We start from the raw sequence: 19,162 nt of genomic DNA on the forward strand, positions 1-19,162 counted from the left end.
CTCTGTTGAGAAAGCACAGTCAAGTGCTCATGCTGTTGATTGGCTAATCGGTGCTTCAAGACTGGAAGCACACTGACGCAACCCTGATTCATCTGAGAGATGAAGAACATGGTTACAAGCCTTGGTACACGCCTCTATTTGAGCCCCTCTATGAAAATCATTTTTCACGATAGCCTTGATAAAGCAGTATTGCGAGGAGGAGTATGGCTTATATCGAGTTCAACTCAGTCGTCAAATCCTATCCCTCTGGTCGTTCAGTCATCAAAGCTTTGGACCAGGCCTCGTTCACAGCCGATCAGGGGAAGCTGACGATTATTTTGGGCGCATCAGGCGCAGGGAAAACGACCGCGCTCAACATTCTGGGCGGCATGGACACCGCCATCTCTGGTCAGGTATCCGTGGGCGACCGGCAGATAACCAGCCTGGACCATCATGAACTAATCGACTACAGACGCAACGACATCGGATTCGTCTTCCAGTTCTATAACTTGGTCCCCAGCTTGACAGCTCTTGAGAATGTTGAATTGGCCTCGCAGATCTGCGCTGATCACTTTGACCCGGCTCGAACCTTGGAAGACGTTGGTCTTAAAGACCGCATGGACAACTTTCCGTCGCAGCTGTCAGGCGGTGAGCAGCAGAGGGTGGCCATTGCACGAGCAATCGCCAAAAGACCCAAGATCCTCCTGTGCGACGAGCCTACAGGCACCCTGGATTTTACAACCGGGCGTGAGGTCTTGGACCTCCTGCAAACCATATGCCGACAACAGTCAATGACCGTATTGATCATCACACATAACTCGGCTCTGGCGCCAATGGCTGATAATTTAATCCGTTTCCATTCGGGAAAGGTCGTCAGTCAGGAAGTCAACGACCATCCCACTCCGGTTGAGGAGATTGAATGGTAACGGCCAAGACAGCTCCTGGACAGAACAAACGAGCTGACGGTATTGGCAAGGTCAGCCACGCTCGTTTCCCCATGGCCTTCATCAAAGACATGCTGCGCTCCTGGCTCCACAGCTGGAAACGCTTCCTGGCCATCGGTCTCATCTCTGCTCTAGGTGTGGCCGTTCTGACGGGCATCTGGGCAGGTTGCCAGGATATGTACCAGGGAGCCGACCACTTCTATAAGACCCAGGGGCTCTACGACGTACAGGTGGTCTCCTCCTCCGGTCTTACTAACGATGACTTGCAGGCTCTCAGGCGGCTGCCCGATGTCCGCAAGGCCCAGGCGGAAGAATTCCAGAAGGCACAAACAAAAGTCAACGGAAGCAAGAAGAAACTGACTCTGGTCCGTCTACACTCCCACGGTCTGAACCAACCCTATCTTCAGACGGGGCGGCTGCCCCAGTCCAAAAAAGAGGCGGCGGTCACGCAAAAATTCTTGACTGATAGCCATCTGCGATTGGGAGGTCACATCCAGCTGGAGGGCGATCGCAATGCCAGCCAGACTGCCGATAACACCTCTGAACTGACAATCACCGGCACCGTTCTTGATCCACAGGATCTGGTCAATCCCCAGGGTCGACGGGCAGGAGGGTTCCGCAGGACCGCAACATCCGATTACCGCATCTTCCTGCCCAGCAAAGCACCTGCCGAGTCAGGAAACCAACAGCAGAAGCCAGTCTATGCGGCCATTTCACTACGCATGCAGGGCAGCGAACAGATGGACACCTTCAGCGACGATTACGAAGACGCGGTCAATCGGATGACCGACCAAATAGCGCATAAGGTCCAGCCCTACAGGCAAGAGGCCCGCCACCAAGAGCTGGTCGACAATGTCAAAGAGCAGCTCGAACAAGCAAGGCAGACGGGGCAATTCCTACAGACGGCTGAACCTGTCTCAGGAAATCAGACCATGTCAAAAACAGCAGATGGGGCGACTAAGGATCCTGCCACCTTGGTGCCGCCTGTGCGCTGGTACCTCAACACTCGCGCGACCAGTGGTTCATACTCTGACTTCAAGTCCGACATCGACTCCATCCAATCTCTGGGCCGAGCCTTCCCTGTAATCTTTTTAACGGTTGCCGTGCTCATGAGCCTTACAGCCATGACTCGCATGGTCGAAGAGGACCGCGGACTGATTGGAACCCATCTGGCCTTGGGCTACGGACGTATACCCGTTGCCCTCCGATACCTCTTGTTCGCTCTTCTTGCCTGCCTGATCGGCGGCGGGCTGGGGAATCTGGCAGGTTTCATCGGCATCCCCGCCTTCCTGCTGACGATTCTGCGCGATTTGTATGTCGTGCCCGGCACTCGTTTGGCGTACGACTGGGCTTACGGCTCGTTCGGAGTTGCCCTGTTCGCCGTGGGAGTGCTTCTGGCAACCGCAGTGGCTTGCGCCAACGAAATGAGGCAGACGCCGGCGCAACTGATGCTACCCAAGGCCCCCAAAGCGGGCGCACGCATCTTCCTGGAAAAAATCGGACCCCTCTGGCGGCGCATGTCCTTCCTCAACAAGGTCACGGCCCGCAATCTCTTCCGATTCAAGGGACGGCTAATCATGACCGTTGGCGGGGTGGCCGGCTGCACGGCTCTGATTTTATGCGGATTGGCCATCAGCGACACGGTTGATTCCCTGGGCCCCAGGCAGTTTCATGATGTCTACCACTATGATCTGCTTGCTGTGAGTTCAGAAAACAATCTGACCCCACTGCATCAGCTGCTGCAAAAGGATGGCCGCACGCGCTCGATGATGCCGATTCGGGTAGAGTCCAGTCGGATGACTGCTGAACTGCATCACTCTCATCAGCAGAAGTCCGAGGCGATTCAACTGATAGTGGTTCCGAAAGACAAAGAGACGGCTTTCTCCAAGATGGTCAATCTGCGTTCGACGGATCGGCGTGCTCAAACCCTCCATCTGGGCGATACGGGTCCTATTGTGTCCCAATCGGCTGCTCATTCCCTAGGCTTGTCCGCCGGATCGACCATCCGCTTGCTCGACAAGGATATGAACACGGTGGAAACGCGGGTTGCCGCTGTCTCCCGCAGTCTGATCGGTTCGGACATCTATCTGACAGCGGAGTGTTATCAGCGTCTGTTCGATAAAACCAGCCAGAGCAGTAGCACAGTTGCCATGAATGCAGTCTATGCCCTATTGACCGGCTCTCCCGACCAACAGGTTTCTTACGCCAACCGTCTGAGCCGAAACCAGGAGGTCGCCTCGGCCGTCAGCACCGTCGACATGGAGCGATCTATGAACTTTGATCTGATGTACGCGGTGGTCATGCTAATCGTAGCGTTGGCTGGGGGTCTGGCTCTGGCTGTCCTATTCACCCTGGCCTCGACCAACGTATCCGAACGCACCAGGGAGATAGCCACTCTCAAAGTCCTAGGTTTCCATGACCGAGAGGTCCACACCTATATCAATAAGGAGATGCTGATTCTGACACTGATGGGCATTGTTCTGGGCCTACCATTGGGTCGGTATGTCGCCGGACTGCTGACTTCAGCCCTGAATATGCCTTCCCTCTATTTCGCTGTTCAGATCAAGCCGGTTTCCTACCTGATCGCAGCTGGTGCCACAATGGCATTCACCTTTGTGGTTCAGTGCTTTACCAACCCTACCTTGGACCGCATCGACCCTGTCTCAGCGCTGAAAAGCGTGGAATGAGCCTGCGCTATGGCTAGCCCTATTCGCCTATGGCGCCTTGCAGGATTGCTATGGGGGAGCGCCTCAAAGCGGGCCGCGCCGTCAGCATGGTCGCCAGCGAGCCGACGACGATAATCGGCAACCCACATATAAGGAAGAACTGCCAAGGAAAAACTACGGACAGACTGTGTATAAGGGGCCAATAGACCATGGCTGTGCTCAGTCCGACCAGTTTGGTGCCGCCTGCTGCGATGATAATGCCTGTAGTCATCACGATGGTGCCGTCCAATGTGGATATAGCAGTAAGCTGCTGCGGGTTTGCCCCAGCGATTGACAGGAGCGCCAAATCAAGGTCACGATCCCGAGCGGCGATGGCGAACCCCGCGATCACGCCGACCAGGGCGACCAGCAGCGCTGCCCAGAAACCATAGAGCAACTCCAAAGTCCCGCCCGCTGTGGCACTCGGTATTCCCGGCACCTTGTTTATGGCGACGGTACTGGTGCCTCCGGCAGTCAGCAGACCGCCGACCAAAAACATGCAGGCGGTCAACGCTATGACCGTTGAGCCGAATGTCGTGTCTTTGCTTCTGACCACAGCCTGTGAACGCGCTACCCGCCAGACGGCAGACGATGACGGCACCAGAGCAGTCCAGAGTTGAGTGACCCTGCCTATAGCCGGCCCACCAGCGCGAGCCAAGGCTATCAGCAGCAAGAGAATGGCGAAAAGCGGTCCACTTCCAACGGCACTTATGACCGCCCGGACTTGCTTAGGATCCAAGGATACAGAGCCGCTGTGCGAAAGATAGGCAAAGACAGGCAACGGCAATAGCAGCAAGGCCAGCCCAAGGAAAAGGGCCACAAGACCACCTCCATGTCTCGGCCGTTCAACCGATTCGCTCTCCTCAGCACGGTGCACCATCCGGACTGGTGTCATCTTTCCCAAATCCCGCAATGTCCGGCTGGTCGCCAAGACGGCCGTGGCCAATCCCACTGCAAGACCAGTCAGGGCAGACCTGGGAAATCTGTGCCAGGTAAAAGCGAAATGTACCGACATTCGCATCCCGGTGGAATACCAATCGAGGATCCTTCCAGCCAGCGCAGGTGAAAGAGCCACGGCAATAAGGGAGGCCGGCAGAAGCAAAATCATCACCTGCAAAAGCGTAAGCACCAGGACCTTCTTAGGCGTAGCTCCCAGCAGCGAGAGAAGGGCCAGCCCTTGCCGACGTTGGCGAATTGATGCCTGCAGGGTTTGCTTGATCACCAGACAGCCGAGCACAATGACCGTGAGGAAGACCAGACTCAGGGCCGAAGCCAGACTCTTAGCAGGATCCCTGGTCTTGACCGACAGACCTTGGTAATAGCTGTTGACTCCCATGCTCACACTCATGGCACAGAGCAGAGTTTGCGTGACCACAAGAACGATAAAGACGCCAGCCCAAATGCCGCTATTGGCTTTCAGATCACGTAAGGCCCAAGTCATGATTCATTCACCTGCCACATCCTCGTGCGTACACCCTGCTAGATCCCTCTATTTATATGAATAGCCGATCGGCGCGGGAGACAACATCCGGCAAACCCCTGAAACGACCCTGAATTAACCCTGATTCCTTCTTACAATGAACCCTCGGCCGCTCCCTTGCTATTCAACTATCAGGGTGTTGCCCCGTGCTATTCTGATGGCCAGAATCTGATTCAGGTTCCCGGACGATGGTCAAGTACCCGGACAGCGACAAGACTTGCCGGAAGGGAACCATGTCCTCGTGGATCATACTTATACTCGCTGGCATCTGCGAATCGGTCTGGGCCACCGCCCTAGGCAAGTCTCAGGGTTTTACCAAAATCGTCCCTGACATCGTATTTATCGTGGGATTGATTCTGAGCATGGTGGGTCTGGCCTTTGCCATGCGCAGCATCCCTACCAGCACGGCCTATGCGATCTGGGTCGGCATAGGAGCTGCCCTGACCGTTCTATACGCCATGGCTACTGGATCGGAGCCTGTTTCACTCGCCCGCATTCTGCTCATCATCGGTCTGGTCGCCTGCGTGGTCGGACTCAAGATCGTCAACTGAGAACAGCCTATCAAAGCAGAAATATCCAGCAGCAGAATCAATGAAGAAAGGAATCGCCATCATGACCGCAACAATACGGCAATGCACCTCGGATGTTGCCGGGCTGATATGTTCCTTGGGCATGACCACCTTCCGTGACACCTTCGCCGCCGACAACAGCCAAGAGAACATGGAAGACTACCTCCTGCATTCCTTCTCCTCCGAACTGATCAAGTCGCAATTGTCTGAATCTGAATCCGTCTTTCTCCTGGCCAGCGTGGATTGCACGCCCGCAGCTTACATGCAGCTCAGCACAGGGAAAGCCCAGACCGAGCAGTTCGGTGACACTTCAATAGAAATCGAGCGGCTCTACGTCCTATCGGACTTCAAACGCCACGGACTGGGCACACTGCTGGTCAATCAGGCCTTCGAACGAGCCAGGAACCAGAGACTGAGCAAAATTTGGCTGGGTGTATGGGAGCACAATGAACCCGCTCAACGTTTCTACCAAGCCATGGGCTTCAAACGGACCGGCGAGCACACTTTCACCTTGGGCGCTGACATTCAGACCGACTGGATCATGACCGCAGCAATCAATTAATAGCTACCTCTGTGCAAACACGAGGCACCGAAAGCCACAAAATTGCGGATGGCCTCCGGTGCCGCTATTGACAACAACAAAGGGCTATTGCGAAACTGCTTACCTCTTCACTATCACCCGGTCTTTGTAGAGATCTTCGCTCGACAAAGACCGATCCATTCACTAATCATCGAGAATCATGGATTCGAAACGCTTGCTGAACATCATTACCGCAACCGCAACAACAATTTCCAAAGTGCCAATGATCAGGAATAGAGGAAGTTGCTGATCCAGCGACTTCAACCTTCCATAGACGACCAGCATGATGGCGGTACCGATGGCTGCAGACAATGTTAGTGAGGTCTGCATCTGCGTCTCGTAAGACTTCGGAGCAATTGCAGCAACAGTTGAGTTAGCTGCAACACCGTAGGGGAATCCACCGAAATTGCTGACCAAGTAATAAACCAGCAGCCATACCACCGAGTATTTTCCGGCGTGAGGATTGAGCACGACAGTCGGCACAATCAGGAGGAAATTGGCGATGCCGGTGAAGAAGAAACCAAAGCAGAGACGACTGCTCGACTTCCAACGCTTGCCCAGGTCGGTGACCCAGAACCAGCTGAAGAAGAGTCCTGAAAGCAGAGAAATAATACCCACAATGGTCGTGAAGGATCCTGGTGCGATTTCGATACCGCCAAACTTACGGTTGATACGCTGATCCAGGAACATTAGCAGGGTGGTGCCTTGGATGGCGTAGTCCACACCAATTACAATTTGCATGATCAACAGTGGAGTAACTGCGCGCAACCTATGCCGTTCGGTACTGCTGATGCGCTTGGAACGCCAGATAATGGCAAAGAAGAGAATCGCCACCACAAATGTGCACGAACTGACAGTATTGGCCAGGCTGTTCACACTGACCTTCTTGGACAAGAGCAGCACGGCTATGAAAGCAGCAATGACAACCAGGGCCACCAGTGCGATTAGACTGTAGCGCTTCTTTTCTTGGGCGCTCAAGGGCCTGGACGGCTTTGAACCCAAGGATCCGAAGAAACGATTACCAGGCAAGCCGATAATAGCGGCATAGAGTAGGGCCGCGACCGCCCCGATAGCAAAGCCGTAATGATAGTTGACCAGCCCCAGTTGAGCAGAAATCACAGGAGTGATAAAGCCAGCTATGTTGTTGGCGATGGCGTGAATAGCGAAGGCCCCGTCACGACGACTGTCATCGCGGTGGAAGAGCATACCGGTCAACGAGGCGTTGGAGGCACCGACGATAGGAATGTTCATGAGAACCATGCCCACTATGGCAAAAGCGCGACCCTGACCGATTGAGAATGCAGGGATAGCAAGAAGGCCGCAGGACAGCCCCTTGGTGATATTGCCAATGACCAGCGCCTTGCGAGCGCCAAAAACTCGATCAGCCAACCAGCTGCCCAGTATTTCGAACATGGAATTGATGGCCGCCACGATGGCTATAAGCTGGGCCGCCTCACCCTGGGTGAATCCCAATCCCTTGGTCCAAGGCTTGTAGAGATAGTAAATCATCACAGCCCCGTAAGAGGCCCAGCAGATGGAGTTAAAAAGGTTGCCCGTGGCCAGTATGCCAATACCCTTGGGGTAACCGAAGAAGGAACGATCTGCTCTTAGATGTTCCAATTCCTCCTCTTGATGATGGTCGACCTTGAGACCGGACTCATCGACCACCAGGTTCGAATCCTGCTGGTCCTTGTCTGACTGCTCGTCGACATGTTCCGATGATGTTGCCATACGCTTCTCCTCGCTTCTCAATGGTGTCGACCCTCGTTGTTCGGCACCCTTTTGCTCTGCGTGGAACCACAGGCTGTTCCACTTGGAACGGTAAATCTTCAGCCCTTTGGACGTAGGTGCAAAGAGAATGGGAAAAGGTGGACATTTCTCGGTAATGCCATCTGGCCAATACCAGACAAGGCTCCCCTGGCAGGTCGTTCCTTGCTCAGAAAGCGCACCATTGCAAGGATTAGGAAGACATAGAAGCTAGCCAGAACAACTCCAAACCAAAGGCACAAGATTGTCCACCCATTCGACGATTTCCCCCACCTTCATAATCGGGCTTCCGTCCATAGACTGATGAGGTAAGGCGCACCAAGGCGTCGGGGCAGAGCGGCGCCAACGGATCGGAGACGATCCGACGGAAAGCATGACCGACAAAATCCGCCTGTCAACGGAGGAAGTAGGTAATTCATCATGACATCATCCATGCACACTGATCAGGACTGCGTCGATGAGGCGGCCCGTCAGATCTACATCGGCAACACGGGCACCGTGGACTTCGACCTGAAACTGCCGACCGAAGGGGTGGAGGGAACCACCATCGAGTGGACCAGCAGCGACGATCGATGGGTGAACCCTCAAGGCAAGGTCAATCAGCCCGAATACGGCCTAGGCGACCGGAACGTAACCCTGACCGCGACCGTCACCAAGGGCGGCGGCGAGGCCCAGCGCAGCTTCGATGTGACCGTGTTGCAGATGCCCAACAAGATTGAAGTACGCAAGGTCTACCCCATCGAGATCAAGGCGCGCAAGGGCATCACCTACTATTTGCCCATGTTCACGGCCGTGCTGACCAAGGACGGCCAGAAGGTCTCCCAGCGGGTCAACTGGGACGAAGGTGTTGAGCAGAGGGATGAACAGACCGGCGAACATGACTTCCAAGGATCCATCGACGGCAGCGATATCCGTGTGCAGTGCAAGGTTCAGGTGATTGACGAAGACCCCGAACAGCCAGTGGATTCCATCCCTAAGGTCCGCCGCGTGCCCATCTCCCGGGTGCGGCTCAACGGTGATGGAATGCTTGCAGGCAACCAGCGTCGGCGGATAGCCTTCCTGAAGACCCTGGACGACGATCAGCTCTTGGTGGAGTTCCGCCGGGCCGCCCACCTGGACACCAAGGGAGCCAAGCCTATGATCGGCTGGGACGCTCCGGACTCCAACTTGCGCGGCCACACCACCGGCCACGTCCTGTCCGCATACGCCTTGGGGTATGCCGCTACCGGCGACGAGGACATTCGGACCAAACTGACCTATCTGGTCGACGGGCTGGCCGAGGTCCAGGCCGCCTTTGCAAAGAGCGGAGCCACCAAGCCGGGCTTCCTGTCGGCCTACGACGAGAGCCAGTTCGACAAGCTGGAGCAGTACGCGCCCTACCCCACTATCTGGGCGCCCTACTACACCCTGCACAAGATTCTGGCTGGGCTGATCGACGCCTACCACTTCGCCGGCAATGAAACGGCTCTGCGCGTGGCCTCGGACCTGGGCGACTGGGTCTATGACCGCGTCCACCGACTCCCCCATGAGCAGTTGCAGAATATGTGGAGCATGTATATCGCTGGCGAGTTCGGAGGCATGAACGAGTCCCTGGCCCACCTGTACGCCATCACCGGACGTAAGGAGCACCTGGAGGCCGCCCGCCTCTTCGACAACGACCGTCTCATGGTCCCCATGCGTCAGAAGGTGGATGCACTGGGCGGGTTGCATGGCAACCAGCACATCCCCCAGGTCATCGGTTCGGTGGAGCTCTTTCGCCAGACCGGGCTGCCCTACTACTTGCAGCAGGCCGAGTTCTTCCTCAAGTCGGTCATGGGCCATCACATCTACGCCATGGGCGGCACCGGTCAGGGCGAAATGTTCCAACAGCCCGACGTGATCGGCGCCCTGCTCAAGGACAACACCGCTGAGTCCTGCGCCTCCTATAACCTGCTCAAGCTGTCTGCGCTCCTGTTCTCCTTCGACCCCGATCAGGAGTATGCAGACTACACCGAGCTGACCACACTCAACCACATCGCCGCCAGCACCGACCATGTACCCCAGGGCGGCAGTCTCTACTTCTTCCCCACTCAGCCGGGCGGCCACAAGGAATTCGATGAGGAGAACAGCTGCTGCCACGGCACCGGCCTGGAATCGCACTTCTACTACGCCGATGGAGCCTTCTACACGGACGAGACGACCCTGTGGATCGAGCAGTATCTTCCCTGCAGCCTGAACGACATCGACCAGAAGATGGCGCTGAGCGTGGACGTGGACGACCGCCACCCCGAGAAGGTAACCATCACCATAGAAGCTCTGGACAGACCGCGCCTGGCCCTACGCATTCCCGCCTGGACCCGCGGCAGGGTCCACATCGACATCGACGGAACCCCGGTGTCCCAGTCTCTCATGGGCACCGACCCGGCTGTGGCGGTCCTTGATGCGAGCGCCTGCGGTCTGAATTCCTGGTCAGGAACCACCATTACGCTGACATTCGATCCGACCATCCGGCTGATCGGCACCCCGGACCGGCCTTCCCTGGCCGCCGTGGCCTGGGGACCCTACGTGCTTGCCACCTTGAGCCCCAGCACTGATATGCAGAGCCTTGACATCGACCGGAAGGATCCTGGGTCCGCCTTCGAGCGCCAGGGCGAGAAGCTGGTCTTCCGTCACCGGGACAGCGGCCTGGAATTCGTCCCCCTCTGGACCATTGACGAAAACCAGCCATATCATGCCTACGTCGAAGTGGCCAGCCACTGACCGTGTCCTAAGGCCAAGGTTTCAGCTACAGGGAGGACGGTCAGCACGGATCAGGCAATCATCACCAGTTTCCCCAACGATGCGGCGGTCTTCAAATCCGCAGGGCGCTTCATCGGCACCCCCGGATGGATCCACGAGCGCCGCACCGTTGACAGCTTTGAGCTGATTCTGGTTGAAGAGGGCCTCCTCCCGCTGACCGTGTCCGGACGGCATCATGATCTGAAAGCAGGCGGCCTGCTGCTGATCCCGCCCGGCACCCCTCATGAGGGCAGTCGACGGCTGGGACAGGAACCTCTGACCTTCTACTGGGCCCACTTCACCTTGCCTGACTGGCAAAGAGTTCAAGGCCTGCCTGACGAACAGAGGGATAGAAATGACCAGGGCGCGGCACGCGTGGTGCTGCCCCTGGATTTTCGTCTGGCAGACAACAATCGGTTGACCGTCATGTTCAACCAGCTGCTTGACATCTACCAGCGCACCTACCCGGATCCCAGCCCCTACTGCAGCTATTTCATAACCTGCCTGCTCATGGAGATCGCCATGGGAAGGCCCGCGCCCAAGGGCCGTCAAGAAGCTGACGACGAGGACAGCACCCTCCAGAAGGTCCAAGATTGGATCCGTATCAACGCCTGCGACCGGATCAGTGTTGCCAGCGTAGCAGAAAACTTCAACTATTCGCCCTCGTACCTGTCGACTATCTATAAGCGGCGGTTCGGCATCGGTATCACCGGACAGATCAGGCGGATCCGCATCGAACGAGCTCAGGAGCTGCTCCTGTCGACCTCCATGGGCGTCAGACAGATAGCCGAAGCCTGCGGATATGACGACCCCAAATATTTCATGCGCGTCTTCAAACGGTTCTCCGGTCTGACCCCAACCAGATACCGATCCAGCTTTTCCCAGCGACACTACAACAACGCCTGAAGTCCTTAGACTGGAACCATGAGAATCGTCATACAGCGGGTCAGCCGTGCCAGGGTCGATGTGGTCGATGAGCAGGGGCGGCCGGATCCCGATTTTAAACCCCAGAGCATCGGCATGGGGCTCATGCTCCTGGTAGCCGTCCAGGATGGCGACGGGGCAGACCAGGTGGACTATGCCGTCCGCAAGCTGACCCGGATGCGCATCTTCGCCGACGAGGAGGGCCGGATGAACCGGTCAATCCTTGATTGCGGCGGCTCCATCCTTTCCGTCTCCCAGTTCACTCTTTACGCGGATCTTCGTCACGGCAACCGTCCCAGCTTCATGGCTGCGGGAGAACCCCAACACGCCCAAAGCGTCTGGAAGGATCTGAACCGAGCTTTGGAGGCAACCGGTGTGCCGGTTGCCGCCGGACGCTTCGGCGCCCACATGCGAGTGGATCTGGTCAACGACGGACCGGTGACCATCCTGCTGGACACCGACAGATTGATGAAGCCGGCAGCTCCTTCAGCGACTATTTGACAATGGGCCTCAGGGGCGCCGACACATCCAGCTGATGCTTGTCGCCGATCTTGGATGGATCGTTGATGATCTTGTCGACTACGGCCTGCTTGAGCTTCAGGTCAGAGCCGTCGCCCCAGATGATGACATGTTTGCCCTGGTCCAGCTCGGTGGTAATGGAGTCTTGGGTTTCCGCAGTCACCTTGGTCACCGAATGGCGCATGGCCTCGGGCATGGTTGACAGAATCCGCAGGGTCTGCCTGACCGCCTGATCCTGCTGGGCACGCTTGACGGTAGCCACCTGGATGACCGGCACCCCCTCGACCGGCTTGGACACAGTATTGAGCACCCTCCCCTGTCTGTCGACGGCCGTCAGTTTGCGCTGCGCATCCTTGAAGACCGCAGTAGGCTCCTGGGCATCGAAGGTCACCTCCAGACCGTGCGGAAAACTCTTGCTGACCTTGGCATCGGTCACCCCGGCCATGCCGCTGATCTCCTGCTCTACGCCATTGGTGGAAATCAGCAGCAGAGAGCGATCCCCCTGATTGGCCACGATTGAGACCACTCGATCGTTGGACACCCAGGCATTGCCGCCGCTGACATTGATCTTGTCGGTCTGCAGGCGAAAGACCGGCGAAAGAAAGAGCAGCCATGCCAGTCCTGCTATCAGAGCTATAACCAGGAGGACGACACCTGTCCGGATCAAGACCAGCCTGCGGCTGACCTTCTTCTTTTCGCGCACTCGGGCCTGAAAATCCAGAACCTTGGGCCGGACGAAGATCCCCAGACCCTGGTCCTCCTGGTCGGTGCCTATTCTGCCCGAGACGGGTCGGTCCGGCGGTATGGTCCGGGCATCGACGAATCCGCCGGCCGAACCTGTAGAGTGTGAGGCCACAGACTTGGAAGCTGAGGCGTTGTTCCTTTTTACCAGGGAGCGGGAAGATGAGGAGGCGGATCTGGCGCTTCGAGTCCGTGATCCGCCTGGATTCCTGGTACGACCCGGACGACCCCTGAGACGCTTCGACCCTTTGAGATGCTCGGACCGCTTCAGACGCCTGCCCTCGCTGCCGGTTTTCCCAGTCTTGGACCGGCGGCCTGCCAGTGCCGCATCATCGGGAACAGTCGACCTGGCCGATCTGGCGGTTCTGCTGGTCCTCTGTTGCTCTGCCGAAGACTTGGTGCGCCCAGACCGGGCCTCCCGTGCGGCCTTGGCAGCCCGGACGGCCCTGGTCCTGGACGAAGCCCCGCTGGAGACGCGGCGACCCTTGCCGGTCTTCACTGCTCGTCCCGTTCAGCCAGCCTGTCAAGAATGACCGGCCCCATGTCGGTGACATCGCCTGCGCCGACGGTCAGGATCACATCCCCCGGCTCCGCCCGCTCGGCCAGGTCCAGAGCCGCCTGATGCATGTCCGGGCAGGCCCGGAAGATGGCTCCAGCCGACCTATTCCCGGAATCCTGAGACTCCTGGTCCTTTGCCTTGCTGGCCGCTGCGGGGATGGTTCCGGCATCCACACCCGGAAAATCGCTGGCCAGCTCACGCGCAGGGAAGATGTCGGTGACGGTCACATCGTCCGCCAGGGACAAAGCCTGCGCGAAACGGTCGGCGAAGATGGCAGTGCGCGAATACAGGTGTGGCTGGAAGAGCACCCTGATGGTCCGACCCGGATAACGCCGTCTGGCGGCGGTCAACAAGGCGGCGATCTCCGTGGGATGATGGGCGTAATCGTCCACCACGGTGACCCCATGCCGGCCGCCACGGACCTCGAAGCGACGAGAGGCCCCACGGAAGTCTGCGGCGGAAGCGGCGGCCGTATCAGGATCCATCCCCAGCAGGATGGCGGCGATGATGGCTGCGGCGGCATTGCGGGCGTTGTGAATACCGGGAATCGCCAGGTCCACCTGCAGTTCGAGCGGCTTGCCGACCTCTAAGCCTGCCGCCTGGAGCACCTGCGCGGGGAGAGCCAGACGGCAATGCTCACGACCGCTGCCGCTGCTTTCGGACTCGGACCCGATGCGGACCAGGCCCAGAATCCCAGGCAGGGATTCAGCACTCAGTCGGGGATTCGAAGCATAGACGATGATCTTGGCCTGGCAGTCCCCGTGCAGCCGCTGCAGCACCTCCAGGGCACCCTGGTCATCCCCGCAGACCACCAGGAATCGTCGGGCATGCCGGGCATGTTCCACGAAGGCCTGGTGGAAGGCATCGGCCGTGCCATAGTGGTCCAGATGGTCGGGCTCCACGTTGGTGATGATGGCGATGTCGGGAGTGTACTTGCCAAAGCTGCCGTCGGACTCGTCCGCCTCGGCCACCAGGACCCGTCCGACTCCCACATGCCCCCCGTCCATGGGCCCCTGGCCGCTCTGGAGGCTGCCCCCGATGGCATAGCTGGGATCGGCCAGATCCCCTTGGCCGCCCTTGGCCAACAGGTGGGCCAAGAGAGCGCTCGTAGTGGTCTTGCCATGGGCGCCGGCCACGGTGACCGAAATCCTGGATGCCATGAGCAGGGCCAGAATGTCGCTGCGATGAACCAGCCGGGCTCCGGCGTCACGAGCTGCCAGAATCTCGGGATTGTCTGGCTTGATGGCACTGGACCAGACCACCGTGCGCGCCCCGGCTACATTGCGGGCGTCCTGGCCGATGGCGACCCGGATCCCCAGCTGACGCAGACGACGGGTCTTGTCCCCCTCCGCACGGTCGGATCCGGAGACCTGCACCCCCTCCTGGTGGAGCATCTCGGCCAGCACGCTCATCCCGGCCCCACCGATGCCGATGAAGTGTGTGGGCCCCAGATCCCCGGGGTCGCACACTCCGGCCTGGGCCAGGGCAGGCAGGCAGGGGTCCAGGACCGGCAGGGACCGGTCGCCGCCGTCCTGTCGACCGGGCACTGTATTCAATTCATGCTTGGGCACAGTAGTTGCATCTCCTCCAACAGTTCAGGACCATTTAGGACGGTCGCCAATCGCCTGCCTCCATTATGCCCGATTAGGCCCTCCCGGAGTCCTTGCGGGCAAGGTGTTGATCGGCCATGGTCAGGATCTGCTCGGCCATCACCTGGGCGGCATCGCGAATCCCGTATCCCCAGGCCCGGCGACGCATGTCAGCCAGCCTACCCCTGTCAGCCATAAGGGCAGGGACATGGTCAGCCACCCATTTGGCATCCAGGGCCGCATCATCCACCATGAGCCCTCCCCCGGCACGGACGACCGGCTGGGCGTTGAACCGCTGCTCACCGTTGCCGATGGGCAGGGGCACGTAGACGGCGGGCACACCCAGGGCGGCCAGCTCGCTGACGGAGCCGGCACCAGCCCTGCAGACCACCAGATCAGCGCAGGCAAATGCCAGATCGATCCGCTCCAGGTATTCGGCCATATGGTAGTCCCCCTGGCCCCGATGAGCCGGGTCCAGATCGTTGATTGCCGCATCGCCCAGGTCAGCCTCCACCTGCTCCCTGACCTGGTCGGCCTTGCCACGTCCCGTCAGATGGATGACCTGGGTTCGATCCAGCAGCTGCCTTGCCGCGCCAGCCACCGCCTTGTTCAGGCTGAGCGCACCCAAGGATCCCCCGGTGACCAGCAGGATGGGCCTATCGGGATCCAGACCCAAGGACTGTGCAGACTCCCGACGGGCTCGTGCGGGGTCGGCTTCCATCTGCCTGGCCAGTCGGGCGATGGCCGGCCGCAGGGGCAGACCCACACGATGCACGGGCACTCCGGCCCGGGCCCGGATGCCGGTATCCTCATAGGCCGTACCCACGAAATCGGCCCAGCGAGCACCCAGCTTGTTGGCCATGCCCGCCCGGGCGTTCTGCTCATGGACGACGATGGGCAGACCCAGGTTCCGTGCGGCCCGGTAGGCCGGCGCCGAGGCATAGCCGCCAAAGCCGACCACCAGGTCGGCCGACCGATCCCGCAAATACCCTCGTACCCGCTGCACCTCACGCCGCCAACGCCGGGGGAAGTCCAGGGCGGCCTTGCCGGGACGACGAGGGAAGGGTACCTTCTCAATCAGATCCAGGGGAAGTCCGGCAGCCGGCACCAGGTCGTGCTCCAGCCCGACGGCAGTGCCGATCACACTGACAGAAGCCTGGGGGCAGCGCTCCCGAATGGCCGCAGCCACACTGAGCAGGGGGTTGACATGCCCTGCCGTCCCCCCGCCGGCCAGCACCAGATGGGGACCAGCGCCTTTCCCGGCATGCTCCTGGGCATCCCCAGGCATCCCTTTCTCGGTCCTCGTCGCTGTCGTCATCCGCTAATCCGCTTCCTTTCCGCCATGTCCATTCCGCATCTCAGGACCCGTCCGTGGCTGCCATCACGTCCGGTTGGGTCCGAATCATCTTCAGAGCCACCCCGGCCGAAGCCAGGCAGGAGATCAGGGCGGTCCCTCCAGCCGATACAAAGGGCAGGGGCAGCCCGATGACCGGCAGCAGCCCCAGAACCACGCAGATGTTGACCAGGGCTTGGCCCACCAGCCACACATCCAGGCAGATCAGCACCATGCCCGCATACCGGTCCTTGGTGGTCAGGGCGATTCTCAGCATGCACCAGCCCATGACCACAAAGACCAGAATAAGCATGGCTGCCCCTACAAAGCCCAGCTCCTCGCCGATGACAGCGAAGATGAAGTCATTGTGCGCCTCGGGCAGGTAGTTCCACTTCTCCCTGGAGTTGCCCAGCCCGACCCCGGTCAGACCCCCCGAGGCCATGGCGTAGAGCCCGTGGATGGACTGATAGCAGACCCCCTGAATGTCATCCGCCGAGCACTTGCCATAGGCGGCCATGATCCGCTGGGTCCGGTTGCTGTTGCCGTAGACGGAAAAGCCGATGACCGCAGCCATGCCCAGGACTGCCAGGCTGAGCAGCCAGCGCAGGGGGAAGCCCGAGACCAGGAAGGCCACGAAGCCGATGATGACGATGATCATGGCCGTTCCCAGGTCCTTGCCCAGCATGATCAGCAGGAAACTGACGAGAAAACCGGTGGCCGGCTTGGCAAAGGCCTTGGCCAGGCTCTTCAGTTCGGAATCCTTGCCGACCTGCCGCTGGGCTTCGATCAGGGCCTGGGGCAGCCACAGACACAGGGCCAGCTTGAGCAGCTCGGCCGGCTGCATGGAGACACCCCCCACCGAGATCCACCCCTCATTGCCGTTGGCAGAACGCCCCAGCGGCGTACGGGTCAGCAACTGGATGCCCTGGCTGGCGATCAGGAACCAAGTGCTCCAGTTCCGGTAGTGGTCGACACTGATTCTCACGGCCAGCAGGGCCAGCAGCAGCCCTATCACTGCGTATATGCTCTGGCGAATGACCTGGCTCCAGGGTGAACTGCCCTGGGCCACCAGATCCACAGCCGAGGAGGAGAAGACCATCATCAGGCCGAAGACCGTGGTGGCGACGACCGTAGCCAGAAAGCCGTAGTAGCACCAGAGCGGATTGAGGATGGCCCGCCATCCCCGGTAGTTCCCCTTGCCGCCAGACCCCCGGGAGGAAGCCGTGTGCGGATCAGTGTCGCGCTTCATGCTCGTGGACCCATTGTGTTGCCTGCTGGGCAAACTGGTCACCCCGGTCGGCATAGGAGGCGAACTGATCCATGGAGGCGCAGGCAGGTGCCAACAGAACCACCTGCCCGGGGCGTGCATAGGAGCCGGCCGCACGAACGGCCCGGGCCATGACCTGGTCGCCTGCACCGGGGTCGATCAGGGTAACCGGAAGATCTGGCGCCTGGTCCTTGATGGCCTGGAGCATGGGCTGCTGATCCTGGCCGATGATCACGGCTGCGGCCAACTTGGATCTGCGGGACCGGATCAGATCGTCAAAGCGGGCGCCCTTGGCCAGCCCACCGGCCAACCAGACCACCTGGCCGTCATGGTAGCTGGCCAGGGAGGCCTCGGCGGCGTGGGCGTTGGTGGCCTTGGAATCGTCTACAAATCGGACGGCCTGCGAACCCTGGCCCAGGGTGGCCACGGTGCTGATCCTGTGGTCGCCGGGCGTGAAAGCGCGCATGGCCTCGATGGCCGCATCGACCCTGGCCCCGGCGCCCAGTGCCAGAGCCAGAGCGCAGAGGGCATCAGCCAGCAGATGGGGATAGACCGTGCCATCGGGCTCGCACAGGTCCGTCAGATCCGCCACTCGAACCAACCTGACACCCTCATCAAGGTCCTGACCGGTCAATCCGCTGCGGTCCACGACCCAACCGTCCTCCACGCCCAGCTGTCCGGACTCGGGCCGCTCCAGGGTGAAGCCCACCCGTCGGCAGCCCGGGGCTGGCTGTGCCTGTCTGGCCAGATCGGAGACCCGGGAGTCATCGGCGTTGTAGACCAGGGCCTTGCGCACGCCCCGGTAGATGCGCGCCTTGTCGGCCGCATAGGCCTCGAAGCCCCCATGCCAGTCCAGGTGGTCGTCGGCCAGATTGGTGATGGCCGCGCACTCCAGGGCCGGCGAGAAGGTGAAGTGCAACTGGAAGGAACTCAGCTCCACGCAGAGCATGTCATTGTCGGGGTCCAGGACGGCTGTGGAGACGGCCTTGCCGATGTTGCCCACCGCAGGGGCTGTAAACCCGCTGGCCTGCATCATGGAGGCGACCATCCTGGTGGTCGAGGTCTTGCCGTTGGTTCCGGTGATTCCTATCCAGGGGGCTGGGCGACCGGTCCTGGCTGAGGGCATCCGCAGCATCCAAGCCATCTCCACCTCGCTGACCACGGGAATGCCCTGACGCTGCGCCTCAAGGATAAATGGAGTGCGCGGATTGAAGACAGGCGAAGCCATGACCAAGTCCACCTGGCTCCAATCCACCTGGCCGAAGTCATGAAGATCGGCCTGTGGGGCGCGCTGGTCCACAGTGGTCACCCCGGCTGCTCGTCCTCGCAGGGCTGCGGCCACACTCCGTCCGGAAATGCCCAGCCCGGCGACCAGTACACGCTTCTGGCTCAAGTCCATATCCATGAACACCTCATTCCGCTAGCTCCGGCATCTGCTTGGCATGATAC

14 protein-coding genes and 1 riboswitch are annotated in these 19,162 nt (G+C 59.6%); of the genes, 7 read left to right on the plus strand and 7 right to left on the minus strand.

What is annotated here, in order from left to right; all coding sequences use genetic code 11:
- Positions 1-203: 203 nt before the first annotated feature.
- Positions 204-905 carry an ABC transporter ATP-binding protein gene (locus H3U90_RS00915; RefSeq protein ID WP_198176675.1) on the plus strand — a complete coding sequence of 234 codons (702 nt, stop codon included), beginning with the start codon at positions 204-206 and terminating at the stop codon, positions 903-905.
- On the plus strand, positions 899-3,610 hold the full coding sequence (locus H3U90_RS00920) for an ABC transporter permease (protein ID WP_232340539.1): 2,712 nt from the start codon (positions 899-901) through the stop codon (positions 3,608-3,610). Before H3U90_RS00915 ends, H3U90_RS00920 begins: the two co-directional genes overlap by 7 nt.
- A gap of 19 nt (positions 3,611-3,629) precedes the next feature.
- Here the strand turns inward: H3U90_RS00920 and H3U90_RS00925 are convergent, their stop codons facing one another.
- Positions 3,630-5,069, minus strand: a complete 1,440-nt coding sequence (locus H3U90_RS00925) for an FtsX-like permease family protein (protein ID WP_198176676.1) — start codon at positions 5,067-5,069, stop codon at positions 3,630-3,632.
- A 200-nt stretch (positions 5,070-5,269) separates the two neighbouring features.
- A riboswitch (guanidine-III (ykkC-III) riboswitch) is annotated at positions 5,270-5,333 on the plus strand.
- 8 nt (positions 5,334-5,341) lie between these two features.
- Here H3U90_RS00925 and H3U90_RS00930 point away from each other — a divergent pair.
- Together H3U90_RS00930 and H3U90_RS00935 are read left to right on the plus strand one after the other, a co-directional pair.
- The gene (locus tag H3U90_RS00930; protein WP_198176677.1) at positions 5,342-5,659 is read left to right on the plus strand and encodes a DMT family transporter; all 318 of its coding nucleotides are present in this window, start codon (positions 5,342-5,344) and stop codon (positions 5,657-5,659) included.
- Positions 5,660-5,720: 61 nt separating this feature from the next.
- A complete protein-coding gene (locus H3U90_RS00935; protein ID WP_198176678.1) occupies positions 5,721-6,239 on the plus strand; it encodes a GNAT family N-acetyltransferase in 519 nt (172 codons plus the stop codon).
- Positions 6,240-6,401: 162 nt separating this feature from the next.
- Here H3U90_RS00935 and H3U90_RS00940 read toward each other — a convergent pair whose 3' ends face one another.
- Entirely contained in the window at positions 6,402-7,988 is a 1,587-nt protein-coding gene (locus tag H3U90_RS00940) for an oligopeptide:H+ symporter (protein WP_198176679.1), read from the minus strand.
- Positions 7,989-8,444: 456 nt separating this feature from the next.
- On the opposite strand from H3U90_RS00940, the gene H3U90_RS00945 reads away from it, so the two are divergent.
- From H3U90_RS00945 to dtd, 3 genes are all read left to right on the plus strand, one after another.
- Positions 8,445-10,763, plus strand: a complete 2,319-nt coding sequence (locus H3U90_RS00945) for a beta-L-arabinofuranosidase domain-containing protein (protein WP_198176680.1) — start codon at positions 8,445-8,447, stop codon at positions 10,761-10,763.
- A gap of 111 nt (positions 10,764-10,874) precedes the next feature.
- The gene (locus H3U90_RS08375; RefSeq protein ID WP_332460606.1) at positions 10,875-11,687 is read left to right on the plus strand and encodes a helix-turn-helix transcriptional regulator; all 813 of its coding nucleotides are present in this window, start codon (positions 10,875-10,877) and stop codon (positions 11,685-11,687) included.
- 18 nt (positions 11,688-11,705) lie between these two features.
- Positions 11,706-12,206 carry a D-aminoacyl-tRNA deacylase gene (dtd, locus tag H3U90_RS00955; protein ID WP_198176682.1) on the plus strand — a complete coding sequence of 167 codons (501 nt, stop codon included), beginning with the start codon at positions 11,706-11,708 and terminating at the stop codon, positions 12,204-12,206.
- On the opposite strand, the gene H3U90_RS08380 is transcribed toward dtd, so the two are convergent.
- The 5 genes from H3U90_RS08380 to murD form a co-directional block, all read right to left on the minus strand.
- Positions 12,199-13,464: a cell division protein FtsQ/DivIB gene (locus H3U90_RS08380; RefSeq protein ID WP_332460567.1), complete on the minus strand. Its 1,266-nt coding sequence runs from the start codon at positions 13,462-13,464 to the stop codon at positions 12,199-12,201. The two genes, dtd and H3U90_RS08380, sit on opposite strands and share 8 nt — an antisense overlap.
- Positions 13,461-15,071 carry a UDP-N-acetylmuramate--L-alanine ligase gene (gene murC, locus H3U90_RS00965; RefSeq protein ID WP_415873658.1) on the minus strand — a complete coding sequence of 537 codons (1,611 nt, stop codon included), beginning with the start codon at positions 15,069-15,071 and terminating at the stop codon, positions 13,461-13,463. The genes H3U90_RS08380 and murC overlap by 4 nt, the downstream gene beginning before the upstream one ends.
- Before the next feature lie 97 nt (positions 15,072-15,168).
- Positions 15,169-16,401 carry a UDP-N-acetylglucosamine--N-acetylmuramyl-(pentapeptide) pyrophosphoryl-undecaprenol N-acetylglucosamine transferase gene (locus H3U90_RS00970; protein WP_198177558.1) on the minus strand — a complete coding sequence of 411 codons (1,233 nt, stop codon included), beginning with the start codon at positions 16,399-16,401 and terminating at the stop codon, positions 15,169-15,171.
- Positions 16,402-16,471: 70 nt separating this feature from the next.
- A complete protein-coding gene (locus H3U90_RS00975; protein WP_198176684.1) occupies positions 16,472-17,695 on the minus strand; it encodes a peptidoglycan glycosyltransferase FtsW in 1,224 nt (407 codons plus the stop codon).
- Positions 17,679-19,118, minus strand: coding sequence for a UDP-N-acetylmuramoyl-L-alanine--D-glutamate ligase (gene murD, locus H3U90_RS00980; protein WP_198176685.1), 1,440 nt, complete (start codon positions 19,116-19,118; stop codon positions 17,679-17,681). Before murD ends, H3U90_RS00975 begins: the two co-directional genes overlap by 17 nt.
- Positions 19,119-19,162: the final 44 nt, after the last annotated feature.

The sequence above is a fragment of the Bifidobacterium sp. W8103 genome (genome assembly GCF_016100775.1).
Classification (GTDB): domain Bacteria; phylum Actinomycetota; class Actinomycetes; order Actinomycetales; family Bifidobacteriaceae; genus Bombiscardovia; species Bombiscardovia choladohabitans.

What these genes read in the sequence shown, in the direction of transcription:
- H3U90_RS00940 (WP_198176679.1), bottom strand. Translation starts at nt 7,988, where the DNA reads ATGGCAACATCATCGGAACATGTCGACGAGCAGTCAGACAAGGACCAG.
- H3U90_RS00930 (WP_198176677.1), top strand. Translation starts at nt 5,342, where the DNA reads ATGTCCTCGTGGATCATACTTATACTCGCTGGCATCTGCGAATCGGTC.
- murD (WP_198176685.1), bottom strand. Translation starts at nt 19,118, where the DNA reads ATGGATATGGACTTGAGCCAGAAGCGTGTACTGGTCGCCGGGCTGGGC.
- H3U90_RS00920 (WP_232340539.1), top strand. Translation starts at nt 899, where the DNA reads ATGGTAACGGCCAAGACAGCTCCTGGACAGAACAAACGAGCTGACGGT.
- H3U90_RS00975 (WP_198176684.1), bottom strand. Translation starts at nt 17,695, where the DNA reads ATGAAGCGCGACACTGATCCGCACACGGCTTCCTCCCGGGGGTCTGGC.
- H3U90_RS00925 (WP_198176676.1), bottom strand. Translation starts at nt 5,069, where the DNA reads ATGACTTGGGCCTTACGTGATCTGAAAGCCAATAGCGGCATTTGGGCT.
- dtd (WP_198176682.1), top strand. Translation starts at nt 11,706, where the DNA reads ATGAGAATCGTCATACAGCGGGTCAGCCGTGCCAGGGTCGATGTGGTC.
- H3U90_RS00915 (WP_198176675.1), top strand. Translation starts at nt 204, where the DNA reads ATGGCTTATATCGAGTTCAACTCAGTCGTCAAATCCTATCCCTCTGGT.
- H3U90_RS00945 (WP_198176680.1), top strand. Translation starts at nt 8,445, where the DNA reads ATGACATCATCCATGCACACTGATCAGGACTGCGTCGATGAGGCGGCC.
- H3U90_RS00935 (WP_198176678.1), top strand. Translation starts at nt 5,721, where the DNA reads ATGACCGCAACAATACGGCAATGCACCTCGGATGTTGCCGGGCTGATA.
- H3U90_RS00970 (WP_198177558.1), bottom strand. Translation starts at nt 16,401, where the DNA reads ATGCCTGGGGATGCCCAGGAGCATGCCGGGAAAGGCGCTGGTCCCCAT.